General features: G+C 63.4%; 17 protein-coding genes. 8 read left to right on the forward strand and 9 right to left on the reverse strand.

The window, feature by feature from the left end; all coding sequences use genetic code 11:
- Window positions 1-20 precede the first annotated feature (20 nt).
- The 8 genes from phnE (AZF01_RS20675) to paaG all read right to left on the reverse strand — a co-directional run bounded on the left by phnE (AZF01_RS20675) (window position 21) and on the right by paaG (window position 6,867).
- On the reverse strand, window positions 21-830 hold the full coding sequence (gene phnE, locus AZF01_RS20675; protein WP_024706786.1) for a phosphonate ABC transporter, permease protein PhnE: 810 nt from the start codon (window positions 828-830) through the stop codon (window positions 21-23).
- Entirely contained in the window at window positions 827-1,627 is an 801-nt protein-coding gene (gene phnE, locus AZF01_RS20680; RefSeq protein ID WP_024706785.1) for a phosphonate ABC transporter, permease protein PhnE, read from the reverse strand. Before phnE (AZF01_RS20680) ends, phnE (AZF01_RS20675) begins: the two co-directional genes overlap by 4 nt.
- Complete coding sequence (gene phnC, locus AZF01_RS20685) at window positions 1,624-2,445, reverse strand: phosphonate ABC transporter ATP-binding protein (RefSeq protein WP_024706784.1); 822 nt, start codon at window positions 2,443-2,445, stop codon at window positions 1,624-1,626. The genes phnE (AZF01_RS20680) and phnC overlap by 4 nt, the downstream gene beginning before the upstream one ends.
- A 70-nt stretch (window positions 2,446-2,515) precedes the next feature.
- Window positions 2,516-3,454: a phosphate/phosphite/phosphonate ABC transporter substrate-binding protein gene (gene phnD, locus AZF01_RS20690; protein WP_371260707.1), complete on the reverse strand. Its 939-nt coding sequence runs from the start codon at window positions 3,452-3,454 to the stop codon at window positions 2,516-2,518.
- A gap of 139 nt (window positions 3,455-3,593) precedes the next feature.
- On the reverse strand, window positions 3,594-4,193 hold the full coding sequence (locus AZF01_RS20695; protein ID WP_024706782.1) for a TetR/AcrR family transcriptional regulator: 600 nt from the start codon (window positions 4,191-4,193) through the stop codon (window positions 3,594-3,596).
- Between the two features lie 87 nt (window positions 4,194-4,280).
- Window positions 4,281-5,597, reverse strand: a complete 1,317-nt coding sequence (gene paaK / locus AZF01_RS20700; RefSeq protein WP_152534449.1) for a phenylacetate--CoA ligase PaaK — start codon at window positions 5,595-5,597, stop codon at window positions 4,281-4,283.
- A gap of 26 nt (window positions 5,598-5,623) precedes the next feature.
- Window positions 5,624-6,070: a hydroxyphenylacetyl-CoA thioesterase PaaI gene (gene paaI / locus AZF01_RS20705; protein WP_024706780.1), complete on the reverse strand. Its 447-nt coding sequence runs from the start codon at window positions 6,068-6,070 to the stop codon at window positions 5,624-5,626.
- A 2-nt stretch (window positions 6,071-6,072) separates the two neighbouring features.
- A complete protein-coding gene (gene paaG, locus AZF01_RS20710; protein WP_024706779.1) occupies window positions 6,073-6,867 on the reverse strand; it encodes a 2-(1,2-epoxy-1,2-dihydrophenyl)acetyl-CoA isomerase PaaG in 795 nt (264 codons plus the stop codon).
- A gap of 99 nt (window positions 6,868-6,966) precedes the next feature.
- Here paaG and paaN point away from each other — a divergent pair, with 99 nt between their 5' ends.
- From paaN to AZF01_RS20750, 8 genes are all read left to right on the forward strand, one after another.
- Window positions 6,967-8,619: a phenylacetic acid degradation protein PaaN gene (paaN, locus tag AZF01_RS20715; RefSeq protein ID WP_024706778.1), complete on the forward strand. Its 1,653-nt coding sequence runs from the start codon at window positions 6,967-6,969 to the stop codon at window positions 8,617-8,619.
- Window positions 8,620-8,666: 47 nt separating this feature from the next.
- On the forward strand, window positions 8,667-9,809 hold the full coding sequence (locus AZF01_RS20720; RefSeq protein ID WP_024706777.1) for an ABC transporter substrate-binding protein: 1,143 nt from the start codon (window positions 8,667-8,669) through the stop codon (window positions 9,807-9,809).
- Window positions 9,810-9,905: 96 nt separating this feature from the next.
- A complete protein-coding gene (locus AZF01_RS20725; protein ID WP_024706776.1) occupies window positions 9,906-10,778 on the forward strand; it encodes a branched-chain amino acid ABC transporter permease in 873 nt (290 codons plus the stop codon).
- A 4-nt stretch (window positions 10,779-10,782) separates the two neighbouring features.
- A complete protein-coding gene (locus tag AZF01_RS20730; RefSeq protein ID WP_024706775.1) occupies window positions 10,783-11,739 on the forward strand; it encodes a branched-chain amino acid ABC transporter permease in 957 nt (318 codons plus the stop codon).
- Window positions 11,736-12,518, forward strand: coding sequence for an ABC transporter ATP-binding protein (locus AZF01_RS20735; protein WP_024706774.1), 783 nt, complete (start codon window positions 11,736-11,738; stop codon window positions 12,516-12,518). Before AZF01_RS20730 ends, AZF01_RS20735 begins: the two co-directional genes overlap by 4 nt.
- Window positions 12,505-13,206, forward strand: a complete 702-nt coding sequence (locus AZF01_RS20740) for an ABC transporter ATP-binding protein (protein ID WP_024706773.1) — start codon at window positions 12,505-12,507, stop codon at window positions 13,204-13,206. The genes AZF01_RS20735 and AZF01_RS20740 overlap by 14 nt, the downstream gene beginning before the upstream one ends.
- A 1-nt stretch (window position 13,207) precedes the next feature.
- On the forward strand, window positions 13,208-15,142 hold the full coding sequence (locus tag AZF01_RS20745; RefSeq protein WP_036236051.1) for a 3-hydroxyacyl-CoA dehydrogenase NAD-binding domain-containing protein: 1,935 nt from the start codon (window positions 13,208-13,210) through the stop codon (window positions 15,140-15,142).
- Between the two features lie 78 nt (window positions 15,143-15,220).
- A complete protein-coding gene (locus AZF01_RS20750) occupies window positions 15,221-16,435 on the forward strand; it encodes an META domain-containing protein (RefSeq protein WP_024706771.1) in 1,215 nt (404 codons plus the stop codon).
- Window positions 16,436-16,441: 6 nt separating this feature from the next.
- Here AZF01_RS20750 and AZF01_RS20755 read toward each other — a convergent pair whose 3' ends face one another.
- Entirely contained in the window at window positions 16,442-17,542 is a 1,101-nt protein-coding gene (locus tag AZF01_RS20755) for a calcium:proton antiporter (RefSeq protein ID WP_024706770.1), read from the reverse strand.
- Window positions 17,543-17,589: the final 47 nt, after the last annotated feature.

Raw genomic sequence — 17,589 nt, forward strand, 5'->3', positions numbered from 1 at the left:
TCCTTACAAAGCACGATGCGCTAGATGATTGCCCGGCGGACGCGGGCCGATACCCATTCCGACATGATGACCGTCGCCAGGATGACGATCAGGATCATGGTGACCTGCGGCCATGCCAGCACGTTGAGCGATGATTGCAGCTTCAGCCCGAGGCCGCCGGCGCCAACAAGGCCAAGGATCGCGCTCTCGCGAATGTTGATATCCCAGCGGAACACGGTAATGCCCCAGAAGGCGGGCAGCACCTGCGGCACGATGGCGTAGTCGAGAATCTGCGCATGGCTGGCGCCCGTTGCGGTGACGGCCTCGACGGGCGCGCTGTCGACCTCCTCGATTGCCTCATAGAGCAGCTTGCCGATGAAGCCGATCGAACGCAGGCCGATGGCGATGACGCCGGCCAGAAGCCCGGGCCCCATGATGGCCACCAGCAACAAGGCCCAGATCAGCGAATTGATCGAGCGGCTGGCAACGATGATGAAAAGCGCAACGGGTCTGAGGATCAATGCCGACGGGGTTGTGTTGCGCGCGGCGAGAAACGCCACCGGGACGGCAAGGATAACCCCCAGTATGGTTCCGAGCGTCGCCATGTTCAGCGTGTCCCAGAGCGGCCCCCACAACTCACTCATGTAGGAAAGGCGCGGCGGCCACATGCGGCTGCCGATATCGGCCGCCTGGACCGGCGCGTCGCTGACGAAGGCCCAGATCGTGTCGCGGGTCATCAACTGCCAGCACCAGACGGTCAGCGCAACGAGGAAGAACCAACCGGCCCAGATCAGGAGCGATTGCCGCGTGGTCCTGCGACGCCAGATTTCGGGATAGGCAGGATCGGTCATTGCAGTCGCTTCCGGATGTAGCTCGAGCCATATTCGGCCACCATCACCAGCAGGATGATGATCAGGATGATCGCGCCGGCGCTGTCATATTCGTAGCGGTCGATCGCCGTGTTCAGCGTCGCGCCGATGCCGCCGGCCCCGACAATGCCGATCACCGCGCTCTCGCGGAAGTTGATGTCGAGCCGGTAAAGCGACAGGCCGATGAGCCGCGGCATCACCTGCGGCTGGATGGCATAGTTGATCATCTGCAGCCATGAGGCGCCGGTGGCGCGGACGGCTTCCGCCTGTGCTTCGTCGATGTCCTCGATGTCCTCGGCCAGGAGCTTGGACAGGAAGCCGATCGTCGCGAAGGAGAGCGTCAGGAACCCGGCGAAGGGGCCGAAGCCGAACATGGCAACGAAGAAGATCGCGATGATGATCTCCTGCAGCGAGCGGCTGACGGCGATGATGGCGCGGCAGATCATGTAGATGACCGGCGTCGAGACGTTGCGCGCTGCGCCGATGCCGATCGGAACCGAGATGATGACGCCGGCGACCGTCGAGGTCAGCGTCATGGTCAGGCTTTCGACAAGGCCCTTGGAAATATCGCCCCAGCGGCTGGTGAAATCGGGCTGGAGGAAGCCGGCAAGGAAGCGCGCGCCGCGCGTCCAGCCTTCGGCAATGCGCGCCCAGTTCGGGTCAAGCGTCGCAAGCGCCAGCACCAGCCACACGGCGAAGCCGGCCTGAATGACGATGCGCCAGCCGCGATGCGTGAAGATCTGCGGTGGGCGTTTCCATGTTGTCGGATAGCTGCTCATCTTTCGATGCCCGCCATCAGCGCAGCGGCTTCGGCCTCGGCGGTGTTGTCGTCCTCGGCGTTCCTGCGCATCGCGTTCCAGTCTTCCGCGCCGTAGATTTCGGTCAGAACCGTTTCGTTCAGCGCATCGGGCGCGCCGTCGAACACGACCGCGCCGGCGCGCAGGCCGACGATCCGCTGCATGAACTGGCGGGCAAGCGGAACGTCGTGGATATTGACGATCGCCGGAAGGTTGCGCTCGGCGCAGATCTCGATCAAAAGCCGCATGATCTGGCGGCTGGTCTTTGGGTCGAGGCTTGCCGTCGGTTCGTCGACCAGAAGCAGTTCCGGTTCCTGGGCAAGGGCGCGGGCAATGCCGACCCGTTGCCGCTGACCGCCCGAAAGCGCATCCGCGCGCTTGTCAGCATGCTGCAGCAGGCCGACACGGTCGAGAAGGCCATAGGCGCGGCTGATATCGTCTGCGCCGTAGCGGCGGGTGAAACTGGTCCAGAACCCGACATAGCCGAGGCGGCCGGAGAGCACATTCTCCATCACCGTCAGGCGCTCGACCAGCGCATATTCCTGAAAGATCATGCCGATGCGTCGGCGCATGGCGCGCAGCTTGCGCTGGTCCTGACCGGTGATCGGGCTGCCCGACAGGAGTACGGCGCCACCGGTCGGTTCGACCAGACGGTTGATGCAGCGGATGAGCGTGGATTTTCCGGCGCCCGATGGCCCGATCAGCCCGACGACCTGACCTTCGGGAACTGTGAGGCTGACATCGACCAGAGCCTTGTCGCCGGTCTTGTAGGTCTTGGTGAGCGATTTCAGTTCAAGCATGTCGTGTTCCACGAAAAGATGGACGGGCGGATGAAATCCGCCCGTCCGTCCGAATGGGATTTCGGCTGACTTACTGGCAGTCGTAGGAAACGCCGTTGGCTTCGTCGATCTGACGGATCACGGCCCAGTTGTTCTTGAAGGTGATCGGGATGAACTGCGCTTCGCCCGACTTGGAAAACTCTTCTTCAAGCGAGGAGCCTTCCCATTCGAAGGAGGCGAAGGCTTCCTTGATCTTGTCCTGAAGCGCGGGCGTCAGGTTGTGTGCAACGCCGTAACCGGTCGTCGGGAAGGTCTGCGAGGTATAGATGATCTCGATCTGGTCATCGGAGATCACGTCGCGGGCGAGCATGCGCTTGCGCACCGAATTGGCGATGGCGCCGGCCGGATAATCCTTGTTGGCAACGCCGAGAATGGTGTTGTCGTGCTTGCCGGAGAAGGTGGCTTCGAAATCGGTGCCGGCTTCCATGCCGTATTCGGATTTCAGAATGGCGGACGGAGCCTTGTAACCGGAATTGGAGGTTTCCGAGGAGAAGGCAAGCGTCTTGCCCTTGATGTCCTCGACGTCTTCAATGCCGGAGCCCGGATAAGTGATCAGTTCCATTTCATAGCCGAACGAGCCGTCCTCGGCCGCCATCATGGTGAAGGGGCGGAAGCCGGCGCAGGCAACGGCCAGCGGGTTCGAGCCGGTGTTGAAGCCTGCGACGTGCAGGCGGCCGGCGCGCATGGCCTCGATCTGGGCGGCGTTGGAATCGACGGGGAAGAACTGGACCCGCTTGCCGGTGACCTCTTCCATATGGGCCAGGAAATCGGCCCAAGCTTCGGCGTAGACGGCCGGGTCTTCAACCGGCGTGTAGGCGAAGATCAGAACGGACGGATCGACAAGCTCAGCCGGATCGGACGGGATATCGGCGATCAGATCGCCGTCGGCGTCGGTGTAGCGGCTATCCAGGGTGAAATCGGCAAGGGCCGGAACGGACATCGCGATCAGGGCAGTGGCGGCAAGAAGCATACTGCGCATATTGGCTCTCCAGTCTGTATTGGCTCTGGAGGCGACTTAGCAAGTCTTCGTTACAGTATTACGACGATGCACCTGTCTCCGGCCTCGACCGACCGATTGAACTGAAGGTCCTTGCGGCTTGCCTGCCGTCCTACCGGACCGCCTTTACGCCTTCCAGGAGCAGCGTCGTCGCCATTGCCGCATAGTCTTCGCGGGTGATCTTGCCGCCGTCGCGGAACCACATATAGACCCAGTTCATCATGCCGAACAGCGACATGGTGACCGGCATCAGAAGCGGGCGCTCCGGGCGGTCGAGCTCGGGATGGATCTCGCGGATGACGGCAGAGAAACGGCCGACGATGCTGCGCTCGAGCGCGCGGATCTGCTTGGTCTGCTCGGCGGTAAGGGCAGGCGCCGCATTGAGCTGCACCTTGTGCTGGTCATCGGCGCCGCGATATTCGTTCAGCACCGTCATCACCAGTTTCTCGAGCCGGGCCTTGTGTTCGAGGCCCGGGTCGTCGGCGGCCTCGAGCGCTACATCAAGCGCCTCCAGATGCGAGGCGATGATGGCGAAGATCAACGCCTCCTTGGAGGGGTAATAGTGGTAGAGCAGCGCCTTCGACACGCCCGCCGCGCGCGCGATCTGCGACATCGACGCCTTTTCCATGCCCTGCGTGGCGAACACATGGGCGGCGTTTAAAAGCAGGCCGTGCCGCTTTTCCTCGAAATCATTGGCCCGTGTTCTCGCCATGTTCTCTCAAAACTCCTGATGGGCAGGCAAAAGGGGCGGTTTCGCCCCTTTTAGCATTGGCTAATCAATTGACCAACCGGCCGGTGATTATTTCGGGCGGTTGTCAACCACGCGCTTGGCCTTGCCTTCCGAACGGGCAACGCTTTCCGGATCGCGAATGTCGATCTTCGTTGAAACGCCGATCACCGACTTGATGTGGTGCGCCAGCTCCTTCGCCGAGGCCAGCCGGGCTTCCGCCGAGGACTGGTCCGGCGTGCACTCCACATGCACGGTCATCACGTCCATGCGGTCCTTGCGGGTCAGTTCGATCTGGAAATGCGGGGCAAGGCCATCGCATTTCAGGATCATCTCCTCGATCTGGGTCGGGAAGACATTGACGCCGCGCAGGATGATCATGTCGTCGGAGCGGCCGGTGATCTTTTCGATCCGGCGCATGGAGCGCGCCGTGCCGGGCAGGATGCGGGTCAGGTCGCGGGTGCGGTAGCGCACCATCGGCAGGCCCTCCTTGGTCAGCGTGGTGAAGACCAGCTCGCCCATCGCGCCGTCGGGAAGCACCTCGCCGGTCTGCGGGTCGATGATTTCGGGATAGAAATGGTCTTCCCAGACATGCAGCCCGTCCTTGGTTTCCACGCATTCATTGGCAACGCCCGGACCCATGATCTCCGAAAGGCCGTAAATGTCGACGGCGTGCATGTCGAAGGCGTCCTCGATTTCCGCCCGCATCGCGTTGGTCCAGGGTTCGGCGCCGAAAATGCCGACCTTCAGCGAGCTTTCGCGCGGATCGATGCCCTGGCGGCGGAATTCGTCGAGGATCGACAGCATGTAGGACGGGGTGACCATGATGATCTGCGGCTTGAAGTCGCTCATCAAGGTGACCTGACGCTCGGTCATGCCGCCGGAGATCGGCACCACGGTGCAGCCGAGACGTTCGGCGCCGTAATGCGCGCCAAGGCCGCCGGTGAAAAGCCCGTAGCCATAGGCCACATGACAGATATCGCCCGCGCGACCGCCGGACGCCCGGATCGAGCGGGCCATGACATCGGCCCAGACATCGATATCGTTCTTGGTGTAGCCAACAACGGTCGGGCGTCCGGTGGTGCCGGAGGAGGCGTGGATGCGCGCAAGCTTCTCGCGCGGCACGGCGAACATGCCGAAGGGGTAGGTGTCGCGCAGGTCCGTCTTCACAGTGAAGGGAAACTTCGCGAGGTCGGCAAGCGTCCTGAAATCGGACGGATGCACGCCGCTGTCATCGAAGCGCTTGCGGTAGAAGGGCGAGTTCTCATAGGCGTGGTTCAGCGACCAGGCCATGCGCTTTTGCTGAAGGGCGGAGATTTCGTCGCGGCTCGCCACCTCGATCGGGTCGAGAATCTCGCGGGACGGCTTCAGATTGTTGATGGCGTTCATGTCTTCCTCCTCGAAAACGTATGCGCTCAGGCTTTCAGCAGCGTGCCGTTGATGGTGCGCGAATGGCCGCGGAATTCGGCGATCACCGCTCCGTCCTCCCGTGTCACGCTTATATCATAGATGCCGGATCGGCCTCTGCGCGAAACCTCGCGCGCGGTGGCGGTCAGGCGGTCGCCGAGCGCGCCGGGTGCTACGTAGGTCATCGAGCAGTGCTGGGCGACGGTCAGCTGGTTATAAGTGTTGCAGGCAAAGGCGAAGGCGCTGTCGGCGAGCGTGAACAGATAGCCGCCATGGGCATTGCCGTGGCCATTGGTCATCGCCTCCGTCAGCGTCATGGAAAGCGTCGCCTCGCCGGGGGCAATGTGCTCGATCGTCATGCCGAGGTGCCGCGAGGCATTGTCGTCATTCCACATCGCCCTGGCGCAGGCTTCGGCCAGTTCCTGCGGGCTCATCGCGTTGATCGTTGCCTCCATGTTCATTTTCCCTCGAAGACCGGCGCGCGCTTTTCCAGAAAGGCGGTCACGCCTTCGGCATAATCATCCGTGCGGCCCGCTTCGCGCTGGCAGTCGCGCTCCATGTTCAGATGGGCGGAAAGGTCGTGTTCGGAGGCCGCCTGGATCAGTCGTTTGGTCAGTCCCAGACCCTTCGTCGGGCCACTTGCAAGCTTTGCCGCAAGCGCCGTTGCCTCTTCCATCAGCTTTTCGTCTTCGACGGACTTCCAGATCAGGCCCCAGTCTTCGGCCTTCTCGGCGATAAGCGGCTCAGCGGTCATCGCCAGCGCCTTGGCGCGCGGCTCGCCGAGCGCGCGCGTCAGCGACCAGCTGCCGCCGGCATCGGGAATAAGGCCGATCTTCGAAAAGGCCTGGATGAATTTCGCGGATTTCGCGGCGAACACGATATCGCAGGCAAAGGCGATGTTTGCGCCCGCGCCTGCCGCCACGCCGTTGACGGCACAAATCACGGGTTTTTCCAGCGAACGGATCAGGCGCAGCGTCGGATTGTAATAGGTCTCGAGCGTCTCGCCGAGATCCGGCTTCTCCGTCATCTGGCGCGGATCGCGGTCGCCGAGGTCCTGGCCGGCGGAGAAGGCGCGGCCGGCGCCCGTCAGAAGAACGGCGCGAATGTCCGCCTCGTCATGGGCGCGCTGCAGCGCTGCCCGCAAGGCGAGATGCATATCGACATTGAAGGAATTCAGTTTTTCGGGACGGTTGAGCGTTACGCCCAACACGCCGTCTTTCAACGTGACGCGCACGCTTTCATTATCGGTCATTCTTGCCTCCCGTCGCGCGCTCCTCAAGCGCGGCTGATAATTGTTGTTGCATAAACCGTCCGGTCGGTCAATAATAGTCTCCAGAATTTGGGAGGAGACATGACGAACCTATACGATCGCCATTCCGCGCTGCTGGCGCGGGCGGTGGAAGCGCTCAGGACCCGTGCCTTCTGGACGCCCTTTCCGGAAGTGCCGTCGGGCAAGGTCTATGGCGAGACCGCCAAGGCCGACGGCATTGCCGGTTTCGAAGCGCTTGTCGGCAGTGCTTTCGATATTCCGGGCCATCCCGAGACCCGCCGCGTCGGCCGCGAGAATGCGCCGTGGGGCCAGACGCTCGCCATTTCCTATCCTGCCGCCGATCCAGCAACGCTGATCGCGGCCTGCGAGAAGGCATCGCATTCGTGGGCGTCCGCCGATCCGGAAACCCGCGCCGGCATTCTTCTGGAGGCGCTCACCCGGCTCAATGCCATGAGCTTTCTCATCGGCCACGCCACCATGCACACCACCGGACAGGCCTTTCCCATGGCCTTTCAGGCCGGCGGCCCGCATGCGCAGGATCGCGGGCTGGAAGCCGTTGCCGCGGCCTATGCGGAGATGACCGGCAGCGCCACCGCCGCCACCTGGGTAAAGCCGCAGGGCAAGCGCGACCCGATCACGCTGGAAAAGCGCTGGCGCATTGTCCCGCGCGGCATGTCGCTGATGATCGGCTGCCAGACGTTTCCGAACTGGAACGGCTATCCGGGGTTGTTCGCCAGCCTTGCCACCGGAAACACGGTGATCGTCAAGCCGCATCCGGGCGCGATCCTGCCGCTGGCGCTCACCGTCAAGGTTTTGCGTGAAGTTCTGGCGGAAGAAGGCTTCTCGCCGGATGTGGTTCTGCTCGCCGCAGACGAGCCGGGCGCGGAAATCACCAAGGCGCTGGTCGAAACCCGGGCGTTCTCGATCATCGACTATACCGGCTCCTCCGTCTTTGCCGCTTGGCTGCGGAAGAATGCGGACGGCGCTCTCGTCTTTACCGAGGAGACCGGCGTCAACTCGATCACCATCACCGGCACGGATGATTTTGCCGGCATGTGCGACAACATCGCCTTTTCGCTGTCGCTCTATTCCGGCCAGATGTGCACCTCGCCGCAGAACCTCTATCTGTCGAAGGGCGGCATCGAGACGGATGAGGGCCACAAGAGCTTCGATGAGGTCGTCGGCGGCATCGTCGCTGCCATCGACAGGCTGCTTGAAGACGGCGCGCAGGCATCCTCGGTCTGCGGCGCGATCGCCAATGCCGCGACCTTCGAGCGCGTCGCGAAGGCCCGCCATGCCGGCCGCGTCGTGCGCGAAAGCCGCGAGACCGGGCTTGGCGCCTCGGCGACGCCGCTTCTTGTTGTGGCCGATGACCGTGAAGGCGGCCTTGAGCGTGACGAATGCTTCGGCCCGGTGTCCTTCTTCATCGCCTGCAAAGATGCGCATGACGCCATCGCCAGGGCTTCGGCCATCGCAGCCGAAAAGGGCGCGATCACGGCGGCCCTTTATGCCACGGACGGCGCGCTGATCGAGGAGGCCGCAACGGCCTTTTCGAAGGCCGGTGTCAATCTCTCGGTGAACCTCACCGGCAATATCTATGTCAATCAGTCGGCGGCCTTCTCGGACTACCATGTCACGGGCGCAAACCCTTCGGGCAATGCGAGCCTCACCGACACGGCCTTTGTCGCGCCGCGGTTCCGGCGCGTCATGATCCGCTGGCCCAGAGCCGCCTGAGAGGCGGCCTGACAGCTCGTTTTGGATACATCAGGGAGGAGAATCCAATGAAATTGATGACAACAACGGCTCTGGCGATGCTCGCCACGTTCGGTCTCGCAACGGCCGCAAGCGCCGAGATCAGGCTCGGCGCCAGCCTTTCGGCCACGGGTCCTGCCGCCTTTCTCGGCGATCCGGAAGCCAAGACCATCGAAATGCTGGTCGAGGAACTGAACGCCAAGGGCGGCATCAATGGCGAGAAGATCGATCTGACGCTTTATGATGATGGCGGCGACCCCAACAAGGCGCGCACCTTCGCCACCCGCCTGATCGAGGATGACGAAGTGGTCGCCATCATCGGCGGCACCACAACCGGCACCTCCATGTCGATCCTCTCGGTTGCCGAGGACGAAGGCATTCCCTTCATCTCGCTCGCCGGCGCGATCCAGATCATCGATCCGGTCAAGGACTATGTCTTCAAGACGCCGCATACCGACCGCATGGCCTGCGAGAAGATCTTCGACAACATGCAGAAGAACGGCATCACCAGGATCGGCATGATCTCCGGCACCGACGGCTTCGGCGCGTCGATGCAGGCGCAGTGCAAGGACGTTGCCGGCGACTATGACATCGAAATCCTCGCCGACGAGATCTACGGCCCGAGCGATGCCGACATGACGCCGCAGCTCACCAAGATCAAGAACACCGAGGGCGTTCAGGCGATCCTCAACCCGGGCTTCGGCCAGGGTCCGGCGATCGTCACCCGCAATGCCAGCCAGCTCGGCATCGGCCTGCCGCTCTACCAGAGCCACGGCGTGGCCTCCGACAGCTTTATCGAGCTCGTCGGTCCGGAGGCGTCGGAGGGCGTGCGCCTGCCGGGCACCGCACTTCTGATCGCCGACATTCTGCCGGAAGACGATATCCAGCGCGATGTGGTGATGGATTACAAGACCGCCTACGAGGACAAGTACAACCAGAACGTCTCGACCTTCGGCGGCTACGCAAATGACGCCTTCCTGCTGATGGTCAACGCCATGGAACAGGCTGGCGGCGAAGACCCCGATGCCATTCGTGACGCGCTGGAGGCGACCGACGGCCTCGTCGGCACCACCGGCGTCTACACCATGGGCCCGGACAATCATCTCGGTCTCGATCTTTCCGCCTTCCGCATGCTCGAAATCGAGAATGGCGGCTGGACGTCGATCGACTGACGATTTGAAAGACGCCCCGCGCCTATGACGGGTGCGGGGCGTTCGCCGCGGGTGGTGTCTGCCCGCTCCTTCGCTGTCACCGTTCGGGATCCATCCATGGACGCTTTGATGCAATTCATTCTGTCGGGCTTTACGGTTGGCGCGGTCTACGCGCTCGTCGCGCTCGGCTTCACGATCATCTACAACGCCTCAGACGTGGTGAATTTCGCGCAGGGCGAATTCGTCATGCTCGGCGGCATGATCACCGCCTTTACCTATGCCGCCGGCCTGCCGCTGCCGCTCGCCGGCCTTCTCGCCATCGTCATCACCGCAGCCGTCGGCGTCGCGCTCAACAAGCTTGCGATCGAGCCCGCGCGCGGCGCGCCGGTGGTCTCGCTGGTGATCATCACCATCGGCGCCTCGATCTTCATCCGCGGCGTCGCGCAGCTTGTCTTCGACAAGCAGCTTCATCGCTTTCCCGCCTTTTCCGGCGACGATCCGATTCACATTCTCGGCGCGACCATCCTGCCGCAGAGCCTGTGGGTGATCGGCGGCGCCGTCTTTGTCTTCGTCGGCCTCTGGGCCTTCTTCACCAAGACGCTGACCGGCAAGGCCGTGCTGGCGGCCGCCAACAACCGGCTCGCCGCCCAGCTTGTCGGCATCAACACAAACTGGGTTATGACGCTGTCCTTCTCGCTGTCGGCCGCGATTGCCGCCCTTGCGGGCGTGCTGATCACGCCGATCACGCTTGTCAGCTATGATGTCGGCGTGGCGCTGGCGCTGAAGGGCTTTGCCGCCGCCATGCTCGGCGGCATGGGCAATCCCAAGGGCGCGCTCGTCGGCGGCATCGCGCTCGGCCTGATGGAGGCGCTGACGGCCGGTTATATTTCCTCGCAATACAAGGAAGCGGTCGCCTTCGTCGTCATCCTTGCCGTTCTGTTCGCCATGCCCCAGGGCCTGTTCGGCGCGAAGTCGACGGAAAGGGTCTGAGGCGATGTCAGCACATTCGAAATGGATCCAGATCGCGATCGTCGCGGCCCTCGTCGCCGTCCTGCCCTTCTTCTTTCCGTCGGGCTATTACTACCGCGTCGGTGCGCTGATCTTCGTCAACGCGCTTTCGGTGATCGGCCTCGTCATCCTGATCGGCTATGCCGGGCAGATCTCGCTCGGCCATGCGGGCTTTGCCGGCATCGGTGCTTATTCATGTGCGCTCGCGCCGGAATATCTGGGCCTGCATCCGGCCCTTGCCGCCCTTCTCGGCGCGGTCATTTCAGGCGGAGTGGCTGCCCTTATCGGTCGGCCGATCCTCAAGCTCAAAGGCTATTATCTGGCCGTGGCGACGCTCGGCTTCGGCATTCTTGTGTCACTGGTACTCACCAATGAGCGGCAGTTGACGGGCGGACCGGACGGCATGGCCGTGCCGGAGCTTGGCCTGCGCGATTTTCTGCGCGACATGGGTTGGCGCCTGTCGGGCGGCGAGTTCTGGTATGGCGTTTCAGGCATCGTGCTCGTCATCGGAGTCTGGATCGCGCTCAATCTGGCAATGAGCCCGACGGGCCGCGCCATGCGCGCGCTGCACGGTTCGGAAGTCGCCGCCCGCACGGTCGGCATCGATGTCGCCCGCGTCAAGCTGCAGGCCTTCATCATTTCCGCCGTCTATGCCTCGGTCGCCGGTTCGCTTCTGGCGCTGCAGAACCGGTTCATCACGCCGGACGTCGCCGGCTTCATGCATTCGATCGAAATGGTCTCCATGGCCGTGCTCGGCGGCGTCGGCTCCATTCTCGGGGCCATGCTGGGCGCTGCGATCCTCACGCTCCTGCCGCAGGTGCTGACGGTGTTTGCCGAATATGAACAGCTCGTCCTCGGCGCCATCATGATTTCGGTGATGATCTTCCTGCCGCGCGGGCTTCTGCCCTCGATCGCAAGCAAACTGAAGGGGAGGGACGAATGAGCCTTCTTGATGTTCAGTGCCTCGGCATTTCCTTCGGCGGCCTGCGCGCCGTCAACAATGTCAGCTTTTCGGCAAAGGCCGGCGAGATCGTCTCGGTGATCGGGCCGAACGGCGCGGGCAAGACCACGCTGTTCAATATGATCTCTGGCGTCTATCTGCCCGGCGAGGGCAAGGTGATGCTGGAGGGGCGCGACATTACGGCAAAACGGCCCGACCGGCTGGCAAATCTCGGCCTGACGCGCACCTTCCAGAACCTGCAGATCTTCCAGGAAATGACGGTTCTGGAAAATGTCATCGCCGGGTTTCACCTGCAGGAGCGCGGCGCGCTCATTGCCGATCTCCTGTCGCTTCCGGCCTCGAAGAAACGGGCGGCGGAAGCCAAAAGAGGCGCTGAGGAACTGCTTGCGCGTGTCGGCCTGCAAAAGGCGGCCGAACGCCAGGCAGGAAATCTTTCCTATGGCGCGCTCAAGCGGCTGGAAATCGCCCGCGCCCTTGCCGTTTCCCCCCGCGTCCTGCTGCTTGACGAGCCGGCGGCTGGCTGCAACGCGGTGGAAACGGAGGAGATCGACCGGCTGATTGCCGAACTCGCAAAAACCGGCATCGCCATCCTTCTCGTCGAGCACGACATGAAGATGGTGATGCGGATCTCCAACCATATCGTGGTGCTCGATCACGGTGAGAAGATCGCCGAGGGCGATCCGGAAACCGTATCGCGCAACAAGGCGGTGATCGCCGCCTATCTCGGAACCGAAGAGGAGGCCGCCGATGCTGACGGTTAAGGGCCTGCGCTCGGCCTATGGCCGCATCGAGGTGCTGCACGGCATCGATCTCGAGGTGAAATCCGGCGAGATCGTCACCGTGGTCGGCGCCAATGGCGCGGGCAAGACGACGCTTTTGAAATGCCTCTCCGGCCTGCAGCCGGTGACCGACGGCGAGATGATCTTTCGCGGCGAGGTGATGACCGCCGTTCCCGCCTTCAAACGGCTGAGGCAGGGCCTTGCCCAGTCGCCGGAAGGCCGGCAGATATTCACCAATCTTTCGGTTGAGGAAAATCTGAGGCTCGGCGCCTTCCTCTATACCGATGAGCGCGTCGAGCGCGACATGGAAGACGCTTTCGCCATGTTCCCGATCCTGAAGGAGAAGCGCAATCTGATGGCCGGCGGGCTTTCCGGCGGTCAGCAGCAGATGCTGGCGATCGCCCGCGCGCTGATGGGCCGACCCGCCTGCCTGCTGCTGGACGAACCCTCCATGGGCCTCGCGCCGCTGCTGGTTGCCCAGATCTTCGACGTGGTGAAGGCCCTGAAGGCGCGCGACGTGACCGTGCTTCTCGTCGAGCAGAATGCCTATGGGGCGCTGAAGATCGCCGATCGCGGCTATGTGATGGAAACCGGCCGCATCACCATGGAAGGCGCGGCGGCAGCCCTGATCGCCGACCCGCAGGTGCGCGAGGCCTATCTTGGAATCTGAGATGAAGACTGTAGTGACGATCGACCATCGCGGCGCAATCGCCGTGGTGACCATCGACAATCCGCCCGTCAACGCGCTCTCGAATTCGGTGCGCGGTGCGCTCGTCGAAGCCGTCGCAACGCTTGATGCCGATGATGCTGTGAAGGCCGTGGTGCTCGCCTGCGCCGGACGCACCTTCATTGCAGGGGCCGATGTGCGCGAGTTCGACCTGCCGCCGCAGGAGCCGCTTCTGCCCGACGTGGTGGCAGCAATAGAGGATGCGGAAAAACCCTGGGTGGCGGCCATTCACGGGTCCGCGCTCGGCGGCGGATTTGAAGTAGCGCTTGGCTGCCGTCTCCGGATCGCGGACGCGAAGGCGTCCGTCGGCCTGCCGGAAGTCACGCTGGGCCTCATCCCCGGCGCTTCCGGCACGGTGCGCACGCCGCGCCTTGCGGGCGTCGAGACGGCGGTCAAGCTTGCCGTCTCGGGTCGTCCGATGAAGGCGAAACCCGCGCTTGAGGCGGGGCTGATCGATGCGATCGCCGAGGGTGATCTCGTCGGGGAGGCCGTCGCCTTTGCCGAGCGGGCGATGGAGAAACCGCTGCCGCCGAAGACGCGGGAGCGTCCGGTCACCGCGCCCGCGGAGGGTTTCTGGGCAGCGGCCGAAAAGGACGCGGCAAAGCCAGGCTACCGCGCGCCGCTGGAAGTGCTGGCCGCCATCCGCTTCGCCGTCGAAAATCCGTTTGATGCGGCGATGAAACATGAGCGCGACGTTTTTCTCGAACTGCGCGCTTCGAAGGAAGCCGCAGCGCTCCGCCACGTCTTCTTTGCCGAGCGCGCGGCGACGCGACCTGAAAGCCTGAAGGGCATCGAGCCGCTGGACATATCGTCGGTCGGCGTCATCGGCGGCGGCACGATGGGGGCGGGCATCGCGGTCGCGGCGCTCAATGCCGGGCTCTCCGTCACCCTGATCGAGCGCGACGAAGAGGCTGTCGCGCGCGGCATCCGCACGATTGACGGCATCCTGGCGGGCTCAGTCAAGCGCGGCAAGCTCACCGAGGCGGGCCGCGTCGAGCTGATGGCATCTCTGGGCGGCACCACGGAATACAGGGCGCTCGGCGATTGCGATCTCGTGATCGAGGCGGTGTTCGAGGAGATTTCCGTCAAGCGCGCTGTCTTTGAACGGCTCGGCGCCGTCTGCCGGCCCGATGCGGTGCTGGCCACCAACACATCCTATCTCGATCCGCGTTTGATCGCGGAGGGCCTGCCGAACCCCGATCGCGTCATCGGTCTGCATTTCTTCTCGCCCGCCCATGTGATGAAACTGCTCGAAATCGTGCCGGTGCCGGAGACCTCCGAGACCGTGCTTGCGACAGGTTTTGCGCTTGCCAAAAGGCTCGGCAAGATGCCGGTGCGCGCCGGAATCTGCGAGGGCTTTATCGGAAACCGTATCTTGAAGCGCTATCGCGCGGCGGCCGAAGACCTTGTCGAACAGGGTGTCGCAATTGCCGATATCGACGCGGCCATGCGCGACTACGGCTTCAGGATGGGCCCGTTCGAGGCACAGGATCTCGGCGGCCTCGACATCGCCTTCCTGCAGCGCGAGGGCGCGCGGGCTGAGGGCAGGCAGGTGCCGGAGACGCTCGGCGATATTCTCGTGCGCGCCGGACGCAAGGGGCAGAAGACCGGCGGCGGCTGGTATGACTACGCGCCGGGAAGCCGGACGCCGATCGTTTCCGACACGGTGCATGCCCTGTTGAGAGCCCGGATCACGAACTCCTCCCGGCTGAGCCTCGAGGCGATCGCCGATCTGCTTGTGAAGGCAATGGCGGACGAGGGGCGTGCGATCCTGGCCGAAGGCATCGCCGAAAAGCCTGCCGATATCGACCTTGTCGAAATCCACGGCTATGGCTTTCCGCGCCACAAGGGCGGGCCGATGTTTGAAAGCGACGGCTGATCTTGGTCAGCCGACATTGACCTGTTGCGTGACGCGGTTAGGCTTGGGCCAAAAATTGTCAGAAAACCGGAGGTCACCATGTCGAAAACCCTGATCACTCTCATTGCCGCTCTGGCATCATCGTCTGCTCTTGCGCAGGAGACGCGGACGGTCTCAGGCGAGGCTACCTACCGTGAACGCATGGCATTGCCGGATAACGCCGAACTGATCGTCTTCCTGACGGGCTTTCAGGGCAACGAGCTTGGCGGCATGAGCGAAGCGGCGGATGGGCGGCAGGTGCCGTTGCCGTTTTCGTTTTCCGTTCCCGGCGGGTTCAAGGGCGACCTCACGGCCGCGATCATGATCGATGACGCGCTTCGCTTCGTCAGCGATCCGGTGGAGGTTGCAGCGGGAACGGCGGATGTCGATATCGGCACCATCTGGCTCTCGGGCTTCACGCCCTCCGGTTTCCAGTCCACCTGGGCTTGTGGCGATGACCGCTTCACCATCGGATTCCGCGACAATCTGGCCGTTATCGAGACGGATGAGAGGATTTTCGAGCTTCCCCAGGCGATCTCGGCCGATGGCGCGCGGTTTGCGAGCGAGGACGGTCGGAACGAGTTCTGGGGCAAGGGCGACAAGGCGACGCTGACGCTTGACGGCGTGACCCTGCCAGAGTGCGAGATGGTTGAGGATGACAACAGCTGGACGGCGCAGGGCAACGAGCCCGGCTGGCGCGCGGTTATGGCGAATGGGCGTTTCCGCCTCGATCTCAACTACGGAGACGACCGGCTCGATCTGCGCATTCCCGAAGCGGAAATCTCGGAAGGCGCCTATCATTACGACTTCGCTGCCTTCGGCCTGTCCTTCGCCGTCCGCGACCGGCTCTGCCGCGACGACATGAGCGGACGGCTTTTCCCGCAGGCGGTCGAGCTGGAAACGGCAACGGGCGTTCTCAAAGGCTGCGGCGGCGACACGATGTCGCTTCTTGCCGGGCCGGAATGGACCGTTTCGGAGATTGGCCCGGAGAGCGTCGGCGACAGCGGCGAGGTGACGATTTCGGTCAGCGCCGACGGCCGGATTTCAGGTTCCGCCGGCTGCAACCGCTTTATGGGCGCGGTGAAGCTTGGCGGCGAGGGCGGTCTTGAGATTGGCCCGCTGGCGGCCACCAACATGGCGTGCGAGGAGCCCTTGATGGCGCTGGAAATGGACTTCTTCCGGGCGATCGACGCGGTCAATGGTTTCAATATCGCCGAAAACGGCGACCTTCTCCTGACGGCCGATGGCGAAACCGTGATCCGGGCCGCGCGCTGACCGGCGTCAGGGCACCAGCGTCAGGAGCACGAAGACGGCGAAGATCACCAGATGGACCGCGCCCTGCAAAACGGTGGTGCGGCCTGTTCCAAGCGTGATCGTGCTGACGAACAGCGTCAGAATGAGCATCACCATCTGCTCCGGTTCGAGCCCGAGCGTCATCTGTCTGCCGAGCGCGATCGAGATCAGCGCCACGATCGGGATCGACAGGCCGATACTGGCAAGCGCCGAGCCGAGCACGAGGTTGATGCTCTGCTGGATCCTGTTCTTGAACGCCGCCTGCACCGATGAAATGCCCTCCGGCAACAGCACCAGCGCCGCGATCATCACGCCGACAAGCGTCTGCGGCAGGCCGGCCGCCGCTATGCCCCGGTCAAGCGGCGCAGACAGCATTTCGGCCAGCAGGATGACCATCAGCAGAGAAAAGGGCAGCATCACCGCGCTTGTCGCCGTCATCCGCCTTGACGGCGCATGGTGGTCCGGAAAGAAGTCGCCCTCCTCCTCATCCGTCTCCTCGGTGAAATAGTTGCGGTGGCGCACCGTCTGGACGAACAGGAACACGCCGTAAAGCACCAGGCAGCAGATACTGACGACGAGAAGCTGGGCCCAGGAATATTGCCGCGCCGGGCCCGAGATCGCAAAGTTCGGCAGCACGAAGGCAAGCGTCGACAGTGTGCCGAGCACGGCGAGGGCGGCGGTGGCGGCAGCAAGCTTGAAGCTCTGTTCGTGGTAGATTCGCCCGCCGGCCACGAGACAGAGCCCGATAATGCCGTTCAGCACGATCATCACGGCGGAAAACACCGTGTCGCGCGCCACGGCATCGGTGCCTTCTGCGCCCGACAGCATGATCGAGACGATCAGCGCCACCTCGATCAGCGTCACGCAGCCGGCAAGAATGATCGAGCCCATCGGCTCTCCCACCTTGGCGCCGAGAATTTCGGCATGCAGCACCGAGGCGAAGACCGAGCCGCCGAGCAGCAGGACCGCCGGCACCAGGAAGACCACCGATGTGTCATGAAGCAGGCCGACGATCTCGAGCGCAACGACGACCGCCGCCAGAAACGGCAGCAGCACGCTCCATCTTGGTATCGAACGCGGACTGTGCATGCTCTCTCCTGAAAACGAAACGCCGAGCGGCGTCGCGATGATTGCAG

The organism is Martelella sp. AD-3 (assembly GCF_001578105.1).
Taxonomy (GTDB): domain Bacteria; phylum Pseudomonadota; class Alphaproteobacteria; order Rhizobiales; family Rhizobiaceae; genus Martelella.